General features: G+C 67.1%; 17 protein-coding genes and 1 pseudogene. 6 read left to right on the top strand and 12 right to left on the bottom strand.

What is annotated here, in order from left to right:
- Window positions 1-23 precede the first annotated feature (23 nt).
- From K6I33_RS17800 to K6I33_RS17785, 4 genes are all read right to left on the bottom strand, one after another.
- A complete protein-coding gene (locus K6I33_RS17800; protein WP_229353294.1) occupies window positions 24-1628 on the bottom strand; it encodes an RICIN domain-containing protein in 1605 nt (534 codons plus the stop codon).
- A gap of 708 nt (window positions 1629-2336) precedes the next feature.
- Window positions 2337-3494 (bottom strand): methyltransferase domain-containing protein, encoded by a 1158-nt coding sequence (locus K6I33_RS17795; protein ID WP_229353293.1) that lies wholly within the window; start codon window positions 3492-3494, stop codon window positions 2337-2339.
- A 645-nt stretch (window positions 3495-4139) separates the two neighbouring features.
- Window positions 4140-4838, bottom strand: a complete 699-nt coding sequence (locus K6I33_RS17790; protein ID WP_229353292.1) for a hypothetical protein — start codon at window positions 4836-4838, stop codon at window positions 4140-4142.
- A gap of 402 nt (window positions 4839-5240) precedes the next feature.
- A complete protein-coding gene (locus tag K6I33_RS17785) occupies window positions 5241-5675 on the bottom strand; it encodes a VOC family protein (protein ID WP_229353291.1) in 435 nt (144 codons plus the stop codon).
- Between the two features lie 421 nt (window positions 5676-6096).
- On the opposite strand from K6I33_RS17785, the gene K6I33_RS17780 reads away from it, so the two are divergent.
- The 5 genes from K6I33_RS17780 to K6I33_RS17760 all read left to right on the top strand — a co-directional run bounded on the left by K6I33_RS17780 (window position 6097) and on the right by K6I33_RS17760 (window position 8881).
- A complete protein-coding gene (locus K6I33_RS17780) occupies window positions 6097-6483 on the top strand; it encodes a carboxylesterase family protein (protein WP_229353297.1) in 387 nt (128 codons plus the stop codon).
- Between the two features lie 74 nt (window positions 6484-6557).
- Window positions 6558-6734 carry a hypothetical protein gene (locus K6I33_RS17775; protein WP_229353289.1) on the top strand — a complete coding sequence of 59 codons (177 nt, stop codon included), beginning with the start codon at window positions 6558-6560 and terminating at the stop codon, window positions 6732-6734.
- Between the two features lie 244 nt (window positions 6735-6978).
- Entirely contained in the window at window positions 6979-7290 is a 312-nt protein-coding gene (locus K6I33_RS17770) for an SH3 domain-containing protein (RefSeq protein ID WP_229353287.1), read from the top strand.
- A gap of 295 nt (window positions 7291-7585) precedes the next feature.
- A complete protein-coding gene (locus K6I33_RS17765; RefSeq protein ID WP_229353285.1) occupies window positions 7586-8089 on the top strand; it encodes a hypothetical protein in 504 nt (167 codons plus the stop codon).
- 207 nt (window positions 8090-8296) lie between these two features.
- The gene (locus tag K6I33_RS17760; protein WP_229353283.1) at window positions 8297-8881 is read left to right on the top strand and encodes an EF-Tu/IF-2/RF-3 family GTPase; all 585 of its coding nucleotides are present in this window, start codon (window positions 8297-8299) and stop codon (window positions 8879-8881) included.
- Between the two features lie 87 nt (window positions 8882-8968).
- On the opposite strand, the gene K6I33_RS17755 is transcribed toward K6I33_RS17760, so the two are convergent.
- The 6 genes from K6I33_RS17755 to K6I33_RS17725 form a co-directional block, all read right to left on the bottom strand.
- The gene (locus tag K6I33_RS17755) at window positions 8969-9553 is read right to left on the bottom strand and encodes an RDD family protein (RefSeq protein WP_308297209.1); all 585 of its coding nucleotides are present in this window, start codon (window positions 9551-9553) and stop codon (window positions 8969-8971) included.
- A gap of 228 nt (window positions 9554-9781) precedes the next feature.
- Complete coding sequence (locus tag K6I33_RS17750) at window positions 9782-10546, bottom strand: SDR family NAD(P)-dependent oxidoreductase (protein WP_229353280.1); 765 nt, start codon at window positions 10544-10546, stop codon at window positions 9782-9784.
- A 280-nt stretch (window positions 10547-10826) separates the two neighbouring features.
- Complete coding sequence (locus tag K6I33_RS17745) at window positions 10827-11693, bottom strand: TauD/TfdA family dioxygenase (protein WP_229353278.1); 867 nt, start codon at window positions 11691-11693, stop codon at window positions 10827-10829.
- Between the two features lie 21 nt (window positions 11694-11714).
- Window positions 11715-12671, bottom strand: coding sequence for a pyridoxal-phosphate dependent enzyme (locus K6I33_RS17740; protein WP_229353274.1), 957 nt, complete (start codon window positions 12669-12671; stop codon window positions 11715-11717).
- Between the two features lie 62 nt (window positions 12672-12733).
- The gene (locus K6I33_RS17735) at window positions 12734-13531 is read right to left on the bottom strand and encodes a GNAT family N-acetyltransferase (protein ID WP_229353273.1); all 798 of its coding nucleotides are present in this window, start codon (window positions 13529-13531) and stop codon (window positions 12734-12736) included.
- A gap of 684 nt (window positions 13532-14215) precedes the next feature.
- Window positions 14216-14683: a MarR family winged helix-turn-helix transcriptional regulator gene (locus K6I33_RS17725; protein ID WP_229353272.1), complete on the bottom strand. Its 468-nt coding sequence runs from the start codon at window positions 14681-14683 to the stop codon at window positions 14216-14218.
- A 226-nt stretch (window positions 14684-14909) separates the two neighbouring features.
- On the opposite strand from K6I33_RS17725, the gene K6I33_RS17720 reads away from it, so the two are divergent.
- Window positions 14910-15341, top strand: coding sequence for a GNAT family N-acetyltransferase (locus K6I33_RS17720; protein ID WP_229353271.1), 432 nt, complete (start codon window positions 14910-14912; stop codon window positions 15339-15341).
- Between the two features lie 134 nt (window positions 15342-15475).
- On the opposite strand, the gene K6I33_RS17715 is transcribed toward K6I33_RS17720, so the two are convergent.
- Window positions 15476-16219 carry a class I SAM-dependent methyltransferase gene (locus K6I33_RS17715; protein WP_229353295.1) on the bottom strand — a complete coding sequence of 248 codons (744 nt, stop codon included), beginning with the start codon at window positions 16217-16219 and terminating at the stop codon, window positions 15476-15478.
- 356 nt (window positions 16220-16575) lie between these two features.
- Window positions 16576-16693 (bottom strand): annotated as a pseudogene (locus K6I33_RS17710) (IS5/IS1182 family transposase); the annotation flags it as partial.

Here is a 16693-nt window from a genome sequence, read left to right as displayed (position 1 = left end):
GGGATGGGGAGGGGGAGGGCCGTTCAGTCCTTCGGCTCCGGGCCGCAGGAAGACCGTCCTGCGAAGTAACCGGCGATTACCCCCAGCGTGAACCCGGTCGCAGCCCCGGGCAGCCCACCAGCCGCCCCGCCAATGCCTCCGTAGATCATTCCGTCGCTCATCTTGCCCTTCATGCACTCTCTCCACGTCTTGTGGTTCGCCGACTCCCCGTCAGCAACCTGCGACAGACCGAACGATGCAAGGGGAGAAGCAAGGGCCCCCTTCGGCGTCGAAGCTGTGGACACCGACTGCTGGGCGCCGCCCAGAGAGAAGACCGGCGGCGCCATGGTCCCCTTGATGGTGTCCCCGGGAGCGTCCGCGATGGTCTGGGTCACCGTGTTACCGCTGACCGACAGACGCACTCCGTGCGTCTTGCCCTCGGTATCGGTGAATTCGCCGGGCAGAACGGTGCCCAGAGTCGTTCCCTTGTCGTCGGTGAACTTCACACCATTGCCGTAGGCGGCGAGGTGGGTGTCGGCCGGCGGCGCATAGGTCTTGCTGACAGCGGTGACGAAAGTGTCTGCCATGGCGCCCCCGCCGGCCGGGTCGCCCGCGGGCGGGGTGATGCCCGGCGGGGTCGTACCGGTGTGCGCGATGTACATCGTCGAGCCGACCGGGGAGCTGACGACGGGGACCGTGACGGTGGCGTCCGCCGTCCAAGAGAAGCGGCCCTTGTCGAAGGTCCAGGTGCCGGTGACCTTCTTGGCCACGGCCGCGAAGTCGACCCAGCCGTACTGCTTGGGCGGGACCGTGACGGCCACACCGTTGATGGTGGACTCGTCGGACGTGTAGACCGTGGTCGCCGTGAGCTGCTGGGAGATCATCGCCTGCACCGGGTTGGAGACGCCCAGGGAGGCTGAAAGCCCAACCGACAGGCTCTGCGCCCAGCCGCTGTGGTAGATCGTCGTGAAGACCTGGGTCACCTTGTCCGAGGTGTCGTTGTACCAGACCGAGGACGCCTTCTCACGCGGCAGGGCTTCCGGGGCCCCCTCCGACGTCTGCTTCCAGGAACAGGTGGAGGTGTTGGTGGAGCACAGGTGCGAGTAGTACTCGACCGCGAGCTTCATCGCCTCGGGCGTCCTGGTCGCCGGGACGGCCCATTGCTGCGCCGCGGTGCCGTTGCAGCCGTAGACCTGGGTCCAGGCGTCCGAATACTGAGCGTTCAAAGCGATGTCGAGACAGCGGTCATTACTGCTGCGGACCAGCATGAACGTGTTCGTCTTGCCGGTGACCGGGCGGAAGTGCCACTCCTGGCCCTTCTTGCCGCACGACTGCTGGGTCAAGGGGAAGCCCTCGGACAAGCACTTGCCGGTGAAGTTGTTCGCGACCTGGAACTCGCCGTTGCCGAGCGGGATCAGACGCCACTCCTGGTGGTAGCCGGGAGTGTTGTTGGCGACGACGAACACGCCGTCGCCTGTGTTGCCGTTCTGGGCATCGAGACGGCGTCCGTTGGCGGTGGCGAACGTCCATGCGTCGCTGTCCGCGGCTTGCGCCGTGGAGGAGATGGCGACGATGCCGGTGGTGAGCAGGAGCAGGGCCAGGAAAGGGGCCCCTATGAGGCGGCTGACGCCCTTGAGATGTCTGTGCATGTTAGCTTTCTGTGGTTGTTCTGTGAAGAACCTGTCGCGCTCGGTGAGCTTATGGAAACGCCGAGTGCGCTGCCCACCCCCTGGTGATCTTTGACGTGAAATTAGCCGTGCGTCGATGAAGGCCCTCGTCTCATACGCCTGTGCAAGACAGTGAAATTGCACCGAAGGGAAGAGAGTTCGAGGCACCTTCCCGGGCCTTCGTCTGTGCAGCCGGTCCACGCACGGTCGTCCGTGGCTGGATAAAGCCCCTGCCCGTACAGAGACCCCGGCCGCAGTGACGATCGCCCCTGCTTTCACCGTCGCCTCAGCGCCAATTCGCTGACGTTCTGGGTGCGCGGGTCAAAGCGCGGGCGGGGCTGCACGATCCGGTGCGGGGCTGCGTTGGCTGCCGGTCACCGCTGCGGTTGAGCCGACGGGAATACCCCTGCCCCGAGGAGCGCTCGATGCGGATGCCCCCGCACGGCACGCCGAAGAACACCTCGTTGCCCAGGCATCGGCCATCGACAGGGGCGAACAACGTCCTGCGCCTGGTCCGCGTAACGACGACCCCCTCGGCCCCCGTTGAAACACCGCCGAACTGCGAGCCAAGGACACGGGACACCGATGGCGGCCAGCCACGAGGCCAAGGCGCCGGCGCGGTAGTCCTCGCCGCTCGAGCTTGTACGGCCAGGACCGCCGAGCAGTGAGTCCCAGGGGGAGTGGGGTCTCTCAGTACTGAACCCGCACGGCCGCGGGGACCGTGGCGATGACGTTGTCCTCGTCATCCAGCCATACGTGCTGCCCTTCACGGGTGACCGTGAGCCCGGCGCGGTCGCGTTCCGGACGGCCGTGGTCCACCCACTTCCGGTAGGCGGCCTCGACCTCGTCCCACAGCCGGCGGGGCCCGTACTGTTCGACCGCGTACTCGGTCTGCCCCGGGACGTACTCGGCGGTGGCCCAGGAGGCGCGGTCGGCGGACAACAGCCACAAGGTGGCCTCCTCCGAGCCGTCATCGGCCTCCCCGACGCGATGCCAGGCTTCGCGGACGACGGTGTCGATCCAGAAGAGGGCGTCGGAGTCGCCGCTGATGTCGAGGGGGGACACGTGGGTGCGGCTGGGAGCGGCCTCGTCTTCGTGGTGGTAGAAGTCGCGCAGCCGTCCGCCTTGCGCGGGCTGGGTGCGGGTGCGCATGAAGGCGGGGTAGCCGGCGAAGCGCCCGGCGGCCCGCCCGTCGCGCACGTCGAGGACCGCGAAGCCGTAGTGGTGGATCCCTCCGCCCCACGGGGCGACGATCCGTCCGCCCTCGGCGGTCTGCTCGACCCACGGGTACGGGATCTCCGGGACGGTGAACGTCGCGACCACCCTGTCGTAGGGGCCGCCGTCGGGTAAGCCCTCTTCGGCGTTCCCGCTCAGAACCCGCGGGGCGAAGCCGGCCCGGGAAAGGTTGGCCTCGGCCTGCTTGGCGACTTCGGGGTCGATGTCCATGGTGGTCACACGGCCGGGCCCGAGGCGATGGCACAGCCAGGCCGCGTTGTACCCGGTGCCCGCTCCCGCCTCGAAGACGGTGTCGCCGTCGCGGACGTGGAGGAGGTCGAGCATCTGGAGCATGACCGTGGGCATGGAGCTTGACGAGGTCGGTAACTGGTAGGCGTCTTCGCCGAGGTCCTGTCCACCGTTGATCTGGGTGACCAGGGGCCGATCGGCGTAGACGGCCCAGGCCCATCGCTTCGGGTCGCGGCTGCGGTCGAAGACACGGTCGTTGGCCTCGAAGGTGTCGGGGAGGAACAGCTCCCGCCGCACCCGGGCGACAGCGTCGGCCCAGGGCGATCCGGGCGGGAGCGATCCCTTGTTCGTGAGGATTTGAACGAGCCGTTCGGGAGTGCTCATGTGCAGGGGCTACTTCTTCTTCGGCGGGTCGGTCACGGGCTTGGTCCACTGCCCATCGCTCTCACGGGGCGACTGCTGCTTGTCGCCCTCCTCGCCGCCTTTGCCGTCGCCGTGCTTGCCCACGTGGCTGCGCCTCCTCGTGCGGGTCGAAGCAGTGATGAGGAGGACGGTAGTGCGGGGCAGGGCGTTTGCGGACGATGTTTGCAATACTGCCCTCGCCGACCCCGCACACAGGCGAGCGATGAGCTGCAATTCGGGGTCCCAGGCACTCGACCCACAGATCAGCCGTGAAAGCCCCAAACTGGGCGAGCCGCCACTCGGCTCGGGAAGACATCGGCCCCCGTCATCACCGAGCTCGGCAACGACTGGCGGCACATCACCTACCCCTGAGCGCGCCCGCGGCCGCTTGAAGTAGGTCAGCGGGCTACTCGTTCGAGGCATGCGTCCGGGACCTCGACGGCGACGTCGACCAGGAACTGGTCCTCAAGGACCTCGCCCGGGGGCATGGGCCGGGCGCCTGGTGACGATCCTGGCGATTCGGGTGGGCGGACTCGTTGCCCTCGGCGGCTGACTCAGGCCGTCGGCGCCCCGCACCCGCGAGTCCGCCCCGCCTTCGTGACGGTGGCTCTTCGTGCGTTCGAGGAATCAGAGGATCTCGCAGTTCAAGGGCGGATTGCCGCCGACGTGGCAGGTGTCGGTCCCGGCCCCACCGTCGACGATGTTCTGGTTCTTCGTGACGGTGATCGTGTCGTTGCCATCGTCGCCGTGCACCCTGCCGTCGGGGCCCACGGTGTCGATCGTGATCGTGTCGTTGTCCTCGTTGCCCTCGACCAGACCCTCGACGTCGACCCCGGTGTCAATCGTGATCTTGTCCGCCTCTTTGGCGCCCCGGATGTCGCCGCTCTTCAAAAGGGTCGCGCCCCGGTACAGGTGGATCTCGTCCTTTCCCTGGCCGCCCCGGATGGCACCCGCAACGGAACCGTAGATGTCAAAGGTGTCGACGTCTGTCTGCCCGTCGAGTGAACCGGCCCCACCCACCGATCCGGTGCTCTCGACCGTGAAGTGATCGTCGCCATCGCCGCCGCGGATGCTGCCGTTCACCGGGCCGGTGACGGTGATGGTGTCGTTTCCCCCGAGCGCGTCGACGACGCTGCCGGCGTCGACGGACGTGCAGACGATGGTGTCGGCGCCCTCCGTGCCCGTGATGTCCGAGCCCGTCTTGGTGACGCCGTTGACCGTGCAGGAAGTCTCTGCGTAGGCGGGAGCAGCGAGGCCGAGAGAGGCCAGGAAGAGGGCCGCCGCGAGGGCGGTGCCGGTGAGGTGTCTGGGCGTGCCGCGTGTCACGATTGCACTCCTTCATGATTTTCGGTAAAAACCCGGACTCCTCCAAGTTCTTCCAGAACTGCGACACGCGAAACGGAGCAAAGGCGACACGAACGGGTGAACTGCCGACCGGGCGGTCTCCCGGCTTCAGCGAGGTGAGGGCTGTCCCGAATGCGCCATGGCCCGCTACCGCTTGACCAGGCCGCCTCAAGAGCACGATGGTCGCAGCGGCGGGTTCGAGTTGACTTCATACCCCACGCCGGTTCCATCCGGGCACCGTGCTGATCGTGAACGGCACGCTGGTGTCCCTACCGGGACTACTCCACCGCCGCTCAGCCGAGAAGCTATCGCTACTCGACAAACCACCAGATCGTCACCCGAGTCGAGCACGAGGGCTCTCCACCTCGCCGTCTCGGAGGATGCTCAGTCGAGACAGAACTCGTTGCCCTCGATGTCCTGCATCACGATGCACGACTCGTTGTCGTCATCGGCAGGCAGCAGCCGCACGCGTACCGCGCCGAGCGCGACCAGTCGTGCGCATTCGGCCTCAAGCGTGGCCAGTCGCTCTTCACCGACGAGTCCGGTGCCGACCCGTACGTCGAGGTGCAGTCGATTCTTGACGACCTTGCCTTCGGGAACGCGCTGGAAGAACAGCCGCGGGCCCACACCCGAGGGATCAATACATGCGAACCATGAACCCTGATCCTCGGTCGGCAGCGAGCGACCGAAATCGTCCCAAGTGGCAAACCCCTTCGGCGGTGGCGGTACGACGTACCCCAACACCTCGCACCAAAAACGAGCGACGTGCTCGGGTTCTGCGCAGTCGAAGGTGACCTGGAAGTGCTTGACCGATGCCATCGGTTCACCATAGCAGGGGGGCTCTTTTGCTCGATTCCCGTTGGATATCCGCAGGTTGACGAGCAGATGGCCCTTGTGAGCCGCTGCCGTGTCGTGAGGTCGCAGGGGGGTGAACCGAAGTCGATGACTTCAGGGGATTGCCCGCTCCAAGACCTGGCCACCGCGCTGCGGGTCCTTCTCGCCGTGAGCCGGGAGTCATCGGCCTGAGCGACGAAAACGCGTCTTGAGCAGCCCCGCGTCATCGCGGCTGATGGGGCCACGTGTCCCGGACTGGGACGAAGATGGCTGCCTCAACCTGAACGTATGGACCCCGGCCGCGTCCCTCGCCGACGGGTCGGCGCCGCGGCCGGTACTGGTGTGATTCCACGGCGGCGGCTGGTCCAGCGGCTCCGGAGGCTGGGACTGGTACGACGGCGCCCGCCTGGCCGCACTCGGCGACATCACCGTGGTCACCGCCAACTACCGCATCGGTCCCTTCGGCTTCCTCCACCTGCCCGCCATCGGCGCCGACAACCTCGGCCCCCAGGACCAGGCAGCCGTCCTGCGCTGGGTCACCGAGAACATCGCCGCCTTCGGCGGCGACCCCGCCCTCATCACCGTCGGCGGCCAGTCGGCAGGCGCGTACTCGACGATGTCCCTCGCCATCGACCCCGCCACCAGCGGCATGATCCGCCGGGTCGTCGTCCAGAGCGGCCCCCAGGGCCTGGCGCCCCAGGACCCGGCCGACGCCGCCGCGACCACCGCCGCCTACCTACGCCTCCTGGCACCGACCGGGCCGACGACCCCGGCCAGGCCCTGCGCGCGCTGACCTGGCAGCAGCTCCTGGAGGCATACCAGCATCTGGCCGACAGCCTCGATCACCGAACCCTTCCCGACGCTCCCATGCTCGGCACCGTCAACGGCCACGACCACGAACTGGCGCGGTCCTTCGCGGGCGCGCTCGCCGCCTTCGTCACCACCGGCACGCCCAACGGCGACGGCCTCGCCGACTGGCACCCGTACGGCACCGGCACCGACCCCGGCCCCTACGTCATGCGCTTCGGCCCGCACCCGGCCTGAGACAGCCCACGAACCCTCCGGGAACGGAAAGGGCCGCATGCCATGGGTCCTGTCGATCTGACACCCCGTTGGCGGAAGCCAATCTTCCGGATGAAAAGGGGGATGTGACGGCATGTCACCACCATGTCGTGATCACGTCATGGATCGGTATCGACCGACTGGTCATGATCATGACGGTGATAGATTCCGGCCACCGGGACTGAAGATCAACAGTGCCGGAAGGTACATCTCTGAGGAGCAATACGTGATTTCTGCAATACGGGGGAAGGGCGCGGGCAAGCGCGCTGCCGGAGTTGCCGGTCTGCTGGTGGCGGTTACGCTCGGCGGCGCCGCTCTGGCCGCGCCGGCCTACGCCGACGACGTCTACGGTCACTGCAGGGGCGAGGGTGTCCGCATCCGCGCCGCCGCCAGCACGTCCTCCTCGGTCGTCGGCCTGTGCTACAGCGACCACCGCCTGGCCCACCGTGACGTCTCGGGCGACGGCCAGTGGGACAAGATCTACGACGCCACCACGGGCGTCTCGGGCTGGATCTCGCACGGCTACTGGAGCTGGTAAACACCATCCCCGGTGATTGAGCGCCGGGGACGGTCGAGACGGGCCGCGAGGGAATGAACCCCCTCGCGGCCCTTCCCTTTATCGGCGGCCGACCCGGGTAAACGAGTGGTAAACCAACGATCCATATGCAGCCAAGGCTGCATATGGATCGGCCGTACAGCCGCCCACTTGTGGCGAATTGGGCAGCCGCAGCGCTACGAACGTTGTCTACGGTGAACCGCGATCAGGCCAGCCGAGCACGGGAAGGCACACGGGGGAGGCCGCCCCGAGAACGCAGATGAGGCACCCGGCCAGAATGAATGCATCACCCGCCAAGGTGCGGTTCGGCGGCGTGGTCGCGCTGCTGCTCGCCTGTCTCGTCGGCGGCTTCAGCGCGTGCGGCCTCCCGTTCGCGGCCGGTATTGCGGGCACCCGCGGCACGCTCACGGTGGAGACGCACGAATACACGACCGGCAGCCGGGGCGGGGTCAACGTGACGTCCCAGGGAACTTTCCGTTCCTCGGACGGCCGAGTCGTGGATCACCGCGCAAGAGTCGAGCCGGACTACGCGATGGGGCGCCGGGTCGAGGTGGCCAAGGCCCCATGGACCTACTACGTGGTCCACCCCGCGTATGCACTTGGCTGGCTCGCGGCAACGTGTCTCGGGCTGACCCTCCTGTGCGTGAGCGTCCCGGCCTTGATCCACGGCGGCCCGATGAACGCGAAACGCACCCGCATCCAGGCACGGCTCCTCAAGGGCGGCTTCTGCTGTGCACTCGTCGGCGGGCTGCTGGGGGCGATTCTCGACGTCGCGATGTGAACGCCGTGCCGGCGCGGCGCAGGAACACCTGCTGGAGCCGGACGAGCCCAAGCCGCGCCGCTGAGCGACCTAAACCGGCATCACGGGCATGGGCCAGACAGACACCACGGTCTTCTCACAGCGGGAGCACGCACAGCATAGTGAGCGGCCACTGCTAGCCTCGGCGATCTGATCTGTCTACGGCTGATGACTGTAAGGAGAGGCTGGGTGAACGCGGCGGACGAGCCGTTCCTGATGTGTGTCGAGGACGTCTTCTGCCGGAACCAGGGCCGGGTGGTCCTGCTGACGGGGCGGATCGAGCGTGGACGGGTTCGCAAAGGTGACGAGGTGGAGATCGTCGGCTTCGGCGGCGGCGCGATCGTTCCCGTCGAAGGCATAGAGGGGGTCTGCGGCCGGCCGGTCGGCGAAGCGAGTGCGGGGATGAACGTGGGCCTGTTGCTACCGGGCGTGGCGGCTGGCCCGGCTGACACGACTGAGCGAGGGCAGGTGATCGCGGCGCCCGGATCGGTCACCGCGCATGCGGGGTTCGAAGCGGACATCGCGCTGTTGTCCGAGGAACAAGGTTCTGTCGCGGTAAGCACGGGCGAGCGCCTGCAGTTCCACTTCCGTGCCGCTGTGGTACCGGGCGTCGTGTCGCTGACCCAGGCCACGGACATTTTGCATCCGCTTCACGGGGGCATGGTAGAAGTCGCGCTCGAACGGCCCGTCGCCATTGAGGAAGGCCAGCCCTTCGTTTTCCGCCACCACGGCCGTGCCGCCGGCTCGGGGACCGTGACCCGGCTCCTGCGCTGAATCTCATCAGCGAAGCCAAAGACCGGATCGGCCCTGGCCACACTGGCCTACCGACGACTATGGCTTCCCTGACTTCGCGGATACGCCCTAGCGGCGCAGGTCCTTGCTGCGGACGTACCGCAGGCCGCAGCCGTCCTCGTACGGATCGCCGTCATCGCCGAACACTGCCAGGATCGGCTGCATCGGGAGCCATGTCAGTCCGAGGAGCCAGCGTTGCACGGCTCGCCAGAAGCGCGGTCGTCCCGCGTCGTCGGCGCGCACCACGCGTGTCATGAGCAGGAACTTGCCCACAGTGGTCCGGAAGAGCACCGCCCCCAGCACGTGATGGACGAAGGACACGCCGAAGAAGCAGATGACGGCGTAGGTCCAGTAGGCGCCCGTGCCCTTGCCCTCCGAGAGCCGCACGGCGAGGCCGAAACCGCCGAAGAGCGTGATCATGCCGTCGATCCCGGCGAAAAGGATGCGGCGCAGATCCCCGACCTCTTCGGGCGCGGCGGGCGGTGGAGGGGGCTGCTGAAGGTACGGATGCGGCTGCGGGTACGGATATGCCTGCGCCTGTTGGTACGGGTGGGCCTGCTGCTGGTAGGGGTGCCCTTGTTGGTAAGGGTGTGGGTATGGGGGCTGTGGCGCGTATGGCTGTTGTGGAGCCTGGTGGTACTGGCGATCGATCACAGGGTGTCATCTTGCTATGTATTTGTGACAACTGATGCACGGGATGGTTGACGAGTGGTATCGAACCTGATCTCGCCCCTTGCGCTGGGTGGCACAAGACGGACAGATATCGCGCGGGGAACAACGCCGCCTTCACACCGAGCCACCACGTCGCCTGCCAGTAGAACGGCGCCAGGGATGCCCGGACCAGGGCCGGCCGCCGTGGTCTGATGGCTCGCGTCGAGGTCGCTACAGGCTGACGCCGCCGGTGACGTCGATCTTGGTGCCGGTGATCCAGCGAGCGTCGTCGGAGGCCAGGAAGGCGACCGCGTCGGCGATGTCCGGGATCCGGCCGATCCTGCCGAGGGCGGTGAGGCTGATGTTGCGCTCCAGGTTCGCCGGGTCGGCCAGCACTCCGGCGGTCATGTCGGTGCGGGTGAAGCCGACGACGACGGAGTTCACGGTGATTCCGCGGGGGCCGAGGTGCTTGGCCAGGGTGTGGCTGAACACTTCGAGCGCGCCCTTGGTGAGCGGATAACCGATGCCGTGGGAGGAGGCGATACGGGTGGAGACGGATGAGATGTTGATGATCCGGCCACCGTCGCGCAGCCGCGGCAGCAGCCGCTGGGTGAGGAAGAACGGTGCCTTGATGTTGACCGCGACCATCCGGTCGAACTCCGCGGGGGTGAGAACCTCGATCGGTCGCCCCATGAGGTTGAGCCCCGCGTTGTGAACCAGGATGTCGATCGTCGATTCCCCGTGCGCGCGCAGCCCGGCCTCCAGCCCAGCCACGAGCGTGTCCACGTCGTCGGGAACGCCCAGTTCGGCACCCACGATGAACGCCCGGCCACCGGCCTCGGCGATGGTCGCGGCGGTCTCCTCGGCCGCGGCCTCGTTACTGCCGTAGTGCACGGCCACCAGAGCGCCGTCCCGGGCCAGGCGTTCGGCGATACCTCGCCCGATGCCCCGGCTACTGCCGGTGACCAGTGCGACCTTTCCGCTGAGGCTTCCCATGCTCACTCCTTGGCCGTGTTCCGCAGAGCTCCCCCCGCCCAATTAAACAAGGCTAGCCTCACCTAAGTTCGTCATTCACTCGGACGCCGGGACTGGTGCCCTTCTCGACCACGGGCGCACACCTTTGAGCAGGATCGGGCGCAAGAACGACGCCTGCGACAGGCAGGCGGCCGGCCCCTGGCCAAGACTCTCTCGCAGCCCGGGCCACGTAGTGCCGTGCCGTGCCCCTGCTCGGGGCGAGGGCACGGCACGACGTGGCGGGTGGGGAGATGGGATGTGGTCAGACCTTCAGGAAGGGCTTCTCTCCCGCGATGTTGATGCGGTGCATCAGGCGCTCGTGCGGGAAGTAGTCCGCGACCGCGAGGTGCTGGGTGCAGCGGTTGTCCCAGATCACCAGGTCGCCCTGGGTCCAACGGTGCCGGTAGATCAGCTCGTTGGTCTCGATGTGGCGGCGGAGGAAGTCCAGCAGCGCCCGGCTCTCGGAGTCGGTCACGCCGTTGATCCGCGTCACGTAAGGGTTGGAGATGTACAGCGCCCGGCGTCCCGTCTCGGGGTGCGTACGGATCAGCGGGTGCTCCACCGGGTCCTGGTCCGCGAACTGCTGGTCCGGGTCGATGCCCTTCTTGCGCAGCGACTTCTGCAGATTGCCGTAGTCCGGGCCGAACGCCTTGCGCACGTCGTGCGTCGCAGTCAGCTGGAGCAGCAGCTCCTGCATGGGCGCCGACAGCGCCTCGTACGCCAGGTACATGTTGCCGTAGAGGGTGTCCCCGCCGACCTTGGGCGTGACCTTGGCGTAGAGGGCGGTGCCGAGCGGGGGCTCGGCCCAGCCGCTGTTGTCGGTGTGCCAGTCGTTCAGCCCCGGCGGCTTCTGCTCGTTGTTGTGGAGCACCATCACCTCGGGGTGGCCCTCGATGGTCATCGGCAGCAAGTGGCTGTGCGTCAGCAGCGGCCCGAAGCGCGCGGTGAACGTCTTCTGCTGCTCGACCGATATGTCCTGTCCCGGAAAAACCAGCACGTTGTACCGGTGGAAGGCGTCCTGGACCGTCCTCCACGCCTCGTCCGAAACATCCTGCGACAAATCGATACCCGTGACCCGGGCCCCGATGGCGGGGCTCACCGGCTCGATGACGGGCAGGGTTTCACTCATAGTGACATTGCTCCTCTGAGGCTAGGAAATGGGTGTGGTGAGCGGCTGACCGGTGGTGGTCAGGGTGTGCAGCAGGACGTCGGGATCGATGACGCCGCCGCTGACGACGGCTACGGGGTTGCGCCAGCCGTACGAGGGGGAATGCTTCAGCGCGGCTGCGTACGCCGCGGCTCCCGCGCCTTCGCAGACGATCTTGTCGGCGAACGCCAGCGACGACAGCGCCTCCGCGACCTCCTGCGGAGTCACCGTGAACACCCCGGCCAACTTGTCCTTCAGCCGCTCGAACTGGGCTGGAATGACGAAACTCGCGCCGATGCCGTCCACGAATGAGCGCTCGTACTCCACGTCCGTGGGGCGGCCCGCGCGCAGCGACGCGGACAATGGGGCTCCGGTGCTGATTTCCACCGCGTAGACGGGGACCTTCAAGTAGGTCGCCAGGCTGTAGGCGAGGTTCCCGCCCCCGTACGGCACCAGCACCGCGTCCACGTCCGGCAGATCGTCCTGGATCTCCATCCCGATCGTGGCGATGCCCAGCGAGACGTACGGATCACTCTCCGAGGAGAGGAAGAAACCCGGCAGGCCGGGGAAGGAGGCGGAGACCATGGTGCGACGCCAGACCGGGTACGGGACCCGAACGATCCGCGTCCTGGGGTTGTACGCCAGGATCTGCGACCGCTTCGCCTCCGGAATCGAATCCGGCACCACCACCGTGTACGCCAGATCCAGCTCCGACGTCACGTGCGCCAGGCCCTGCGCGAAATTGCCCGAGCTGCCTGTCACGACGCCGTCGCGGACGATCCGGGTCCATACCTCCGGACGGAACCGCCGGTACGCATGCAGCGCGCTGAGCGCGCCCCGGGCCTTGAACGAGTTGGTGATCTGAAGGTTCTCGCACTTCAGGTGGATGTCCACCGGGCTCGGTGCCTTCGCCCTCAGCAGCGGCGTATGGCGAATGTGCGGGTCGATGAGTTCACGCACACGCCGTACCGATGCGGGGGAAATCGCCTCGGACAACTCGGATAACTCGAATAACGGAGGATTCAGCATATGGCTTTCGCTATCGGGTAGGAGAATTCCTCGGTCAGACCGAGCTTCCGGGCCAGCGCGATACTCGGCGTCTTGTCCGCGTGACACGTCATGACGGAGCGCAGGCCCTGCCCACTGCCCCAGCGGCTGACCGCGGCGAGGGCCACGGACGCCAGGCCCTTGCGGCGGTGGTCGGGGTGGGTGTGGATACCGAGCTCGATCAGCCCGCCGCCGATGACGCCGTGTGCGTCTGCCGCCACCTGGCCGTCCTGGACCAGGGCGAAGCCGACCGCGTGTTCGGCGTACTGGGCGCCTGTACCGAAAATGCTCCGTGCCATTGGGGATTCGAGGCCGGAGAAGGTCTCCGTGTCGATCCGCACCAGCGCGTAGCCGTCGGGGACGGCCGGCGGAGGAGCGATGAAGCCGATATCGGGGTGGGTGAAATGGAGCCGCCGCCCCGCGGTGAAGCCGGCCTGCTTCGCCCAGGCGCCGGTGTCAGGGCCCGGCGGGTGGACGAGCTGTACCTCGCCGTGCCCGGCGAGCAGCGTCTTGGCCTCGGCGAAGAAGGCGGGGGACATGGCCCCGGCGGCAAGGCAGAACGGCGCGGTGGTGGCGACCAGACAGGTCACAGGCGCACCGTTCCGGAAGTGCGCCCAGGCCCTGCCCGGGATGGCTCCGTCGACGACCGCGTGGACGAAGGCCAGGTTGGGATAGTCGGCGTCGAACAAAGAAGCAAGACGCGGTAGATCGGCTGTGGCCACCTCGACCAGCCGCGCCCGGTTCGTGGCGGGTACTGGCGGGGCAGCGCTCATTGGTTCTCCATCGAGGGCTCTCCATAGGGTTCGGAAACGGGGCGGGCAAGCCGTGCGCACGCGGATTCGCTCCTAGAGGCCTACAAGATCCTAGGGGCCGGGCTGTAATCGCTGGGTAACTGCGCTGCCGTGGCCCCCGCTGACATGCGGCGGAAGTCCTCGATCACCGAGGCCACCCCGCCCCCCGCGGCCTCTCAAGCGGCGTGAATGATCCGAAAGCGATCGCCTTCCGCCGGATCCTGATCAACGACTTGGAACGACTTGGACGGACGCCCAAGACCATTGCCAAACGCCGACACCCGGCGTACAGGAGAACCGGATCTGCCCGCGAGTGCCCTCGACAGCGACGCGCGACCAGGATCCGGCCGGCTTCATGAGGCCATGCTGCGCAGCCATGCCGACGCGTACCGCCGCCTGGCCGGCCCAGGCAGTGAGCATTCTCAGCGGTAGTGCTCCAGAGCGAGGACGGCTTTGGCCCGACGACGCTTCGCTCGACTGGACAACGCTGGGCGACGGTTTCGCCGGTCCCGGGTAGGGCTTGGTCAGGTTCGAGACACCCGCACATGTGCTAGTGCTGGGCTCTTCGGATGACCCCGGTGGCTCACCACTCATGCGAATGAGAGATGCCTGAACCACCTGCCATCGCGCCTGCTCAAGCTGCTGACGTCGGCGCCCCTCGGCCTGTCAGGCGACCGTCCCACCCGCGTTGCGGATCAGCTGCTGGAGCACTTTCAGCGTGGTGACGTAGTCCGCGTCGTCGATGCCCTCGTGGAGGGCGGCACGGATGGCGGGAGCGTTGCGCGCGAGGTCGACGCGCGCCCGTTCCCCCTCCTCGGTGAGCCACAGCCGGTCCTCCGCGTCCCGGGTCAGCCAGCCGCGCTCCAGGAGTACCTCGGCCTCCGCGGCCAGGTCGTCCTCGCGCCGGATGTAGGAGGCCATGGCAGCCCGCAGCTCGGGCAGGGTCATCCCTTCGCCGTCGGGCGAGATGTCGTTCTCCGACAGGTTGCGCAGCAGCCAGAACTGGGGCTGGGTGTAGCCCTTCGTGGCCTGCTGGGCCCGGGTGTACGCGATGAGCGCCTCGTAGGCGACACCGGTCCAGTACGCGGCGGGCTGTCCGGCAAGTTCGACGTCGGAGAACTGCTGGGTCGCCATGGGATGTGCCTCCTGGTACTTCGGCTCTTTGGTTCCGAGCCTGCACGTCGGCAAGCCATGCGGAGACCGTAGGACCTCAAGCGCAGTTGAGGGCAAGCGCGTGATCTTCCCAACACCGCTGCCGCAAACCCGGCAATTAGGTCAGTCCCCAGGCTCCGGGCCCCATCGAGGATCTCGAACTGTTCTTCTGAGACTGAACCGCCCCCATGGCCTAGGGTGTGCGGCCATGAAGATCATTGAGCTCGCCCCCGGCGATCCGCGTCTCGCCTCCGACCTCCTGCCCGTCCTGCGCCAGCTGCGCCCGCACCTCACCGAAGAGATATTCCGGGAGGTGTACGAGGAGGGGCACGCGCAGGGGCTGCGCTTCACCGCCGCGTACAACGACGAAGGGATATGCGTGGGTGCCGCCGGTTGGCGCATAACCGTCAACACCAGCACCCTGCGCATGCTCTACGTCGACGACCTCGTCACCGATGCCGAGGCGCGCTCCACGGGCGTCGGGCACCACCTCCTGGAGCACTTGCAGACGCGCGCCCGCGAGGCCGGCTGTCACCAGTTCCGGCTGGACTCCGGCACCCACCGCACCGACGCCCACCGCTTCTACTTCCGCGAGCGCCTGGTCGTCGACGCCTTCCACTTCGGCAAGAAGCTGGACTGACCGTCACGGGCTCCGCTGCGTCAGGCGCGTGAGGACGGCCAGGCGGCGGAGGCCCGTGACCCTCACGTCGAGTGAGGCCAGGACCTCCAGGGCGGTTCCCTCCCACCCCGCGCAGGCATCCGCCAGGGTACTGGTCAGGTCCGGCAGCGGAGCATTTCCAGTGGTGGGTGTGCGAGGAGGTCTGTCCAGAAGTCCTTGCCGAACTCGCGGATTCCCGCTTCGGACACCTGTAGCGGAACCCATTCCATCTCACTGAACCCGGCCGCCCGCAGACAGTCCTCGTAGACCTCGCGGCGCGGGGCTGTGGTGAGAATGCTGATGGACTGTGGGTCGAGGAGGGCGGTGATCCGTTCCCGCGGGCCTGTTTCGGTTTCCTCGCCGGTCGGCTCGCAGCGGAACCCGTACTTGTCGAGGGACGGGCAGTCGAACCGGTAGTCGGGCTTCTGGGCGAGTACGAAGAACTCTCCGCCCGGCACCAGGCTCCGGTGGATGTTGCGGCACATCCGCTTCATCGTCGCGATGTCCGCGGCGTAGTTGAGGCACTGCACTCCCACCGCGATGTCGAAACGCTGGCCGGGCGGCCGTAGCTCGGCCACGTCACCGACTTCGTAGCGCACACCCAGCGGTTCACGCCGCTCGCTCTCCCGAGCGGCGGCGATCATCTCGACGGAGATGTCGACGCCGAGGACATCCGTGGCGCCGCGCCGCTTGAACTTCCTGCTGTAGAAGCCGGTGCCGCACGCCAGGTCGAGAACCGATTTGCCGCTCACGTCCCCGACCATGCCCAGGAAGCTCGGTACCTCCCCGTAACGCATCAGAGGCAGGGACTTGAACCCCTCGAAGGCCTCACCGATCTCGTCGTACTGCTGCGCGCTCACGTGTCGCCCCCTCCTGTGCTTCGTCGTGTACGTGGCCACGCCGGCCGCCGGCCTTCTGGATTCACAGGCTCGCCGGCTCGAGGTCGTGGCAGAAAGTCTCCTCCGCCCGGCCTGGCCGCCGTACTGGCAGATGACACAAAGAAGTTGGCAGGTGGCTCTCCTTTCATCCAGCAGCGCTGTTCCTTGGCTGGGTCCAGTATTTTGCGATCACGGGGAGGCCGCTGTTCTTAGCGTGTATGGCCCGCGCTGAACGGCCCGCAGGTAGTCCCGGTGCCCGTACCGGTACGGCGTGTTAAAGCGGGAACCCATCGGGATGGTCAGCTGGCCATGGCAGGAATCACCTCCTTTTACAACAGCTAACAGAATGAGTTGATCTGTCTGAGGGTGATGAGGCAGCAGGCGAGGCGGAGGAAGGCTTCATGGATGTCGGCTCGTCGTTCCCAGCGGATGCGGAGGCGTTTGAAGCCATGCAGC

Origin of the sequence: Streptomyces sp. UNOB3_S3 (assembly GCF_020740895.1) — a bacterium.
Taxonomy (GTDB): Bacteria; Actinomycetota; Actinomycetes; order Streptomycetales; family Streptomycetaceae; genus Streptomyces.
The sequence above is the reverse complement of the archived record's forward strand: the minus strand, read 5'-3'. Positions and strand labels throughout refer to the sequence as shown.

Bases quoted from the DNA above. Each gene is read 5' to 3' on its own strand.
- K6I33_RS17800 (WP_229353294.1), bottom strand. From the start codon at position 1,628: ATGCACAGACATCTCAAGGGCGTCAGCCGCCTCATAGGGGCCCCTTTC.
- K6I33_RS17795 (WP_229353293.1), bottom strand. From the start codon at position 3,494: ATGAGCACTCCCGAACGGCTCGTTCAAATCCTCACGAACAAGGGATCG.
- K6I33_RS17785 (WP_229353291.1), bottom strand. From the start codon at position 5,675: ATGGCATCGGTCAAGCACTTCCAGGTCACCTTCGACTGCGCAGAACCC.
- K6I33_RS17775 (WP_229353289.1), top strand. From the start codon at position 6,558: ATGCTCGGCACCGTCAACGGCCACGACCACGAACTGGCGCGGTCCTTC.
- K6I33_RS17765 (WP_229353285.1), top strand. From the start codon at position 7,586: ATGAATGCATCACCCGCCAAGGTGCGGTTCGGCGGCGTGGTCGCGCTG.
- K6I33_RS17750 (WP_229353280.1), bottom strand. From the start codon at position 10,546: ATGGGAAGCCTCAGCGGAAAGGTCGCACTGGTCACCGGCAGTAGCCGG.
- K6I33_RS17745 (WP_229353278.1), bottom strand. From the start codon at position 11,693: ATGAGTGAAACCCTGCCCGTCATCGAGCCGGTGAGCCCCGCCATCGGG.
- K6I33_RS17735 (WP_229353273.1), bottom strand. From the start codon at position 13,531: ATGAGCGCTGCCCCGCCAGTACCCGCCACGAACCGGGCGCGGCTGGTC.
- K6I33_RS17725 (WP_229353272.1), bottom strand. From the start codon at position 14,683: ATGGCGACCCAGCAGTTCTCCGACGTCGAACTTGCCGGACAGCCCGCC.
- K6I33_RS17720 (WP_229353271.1), top strand. From the start codon at position 14,910: ATGAAGATCATTGAGCTCGCCCCCGGCGATCCGCGTCTCGCCTCCGAC.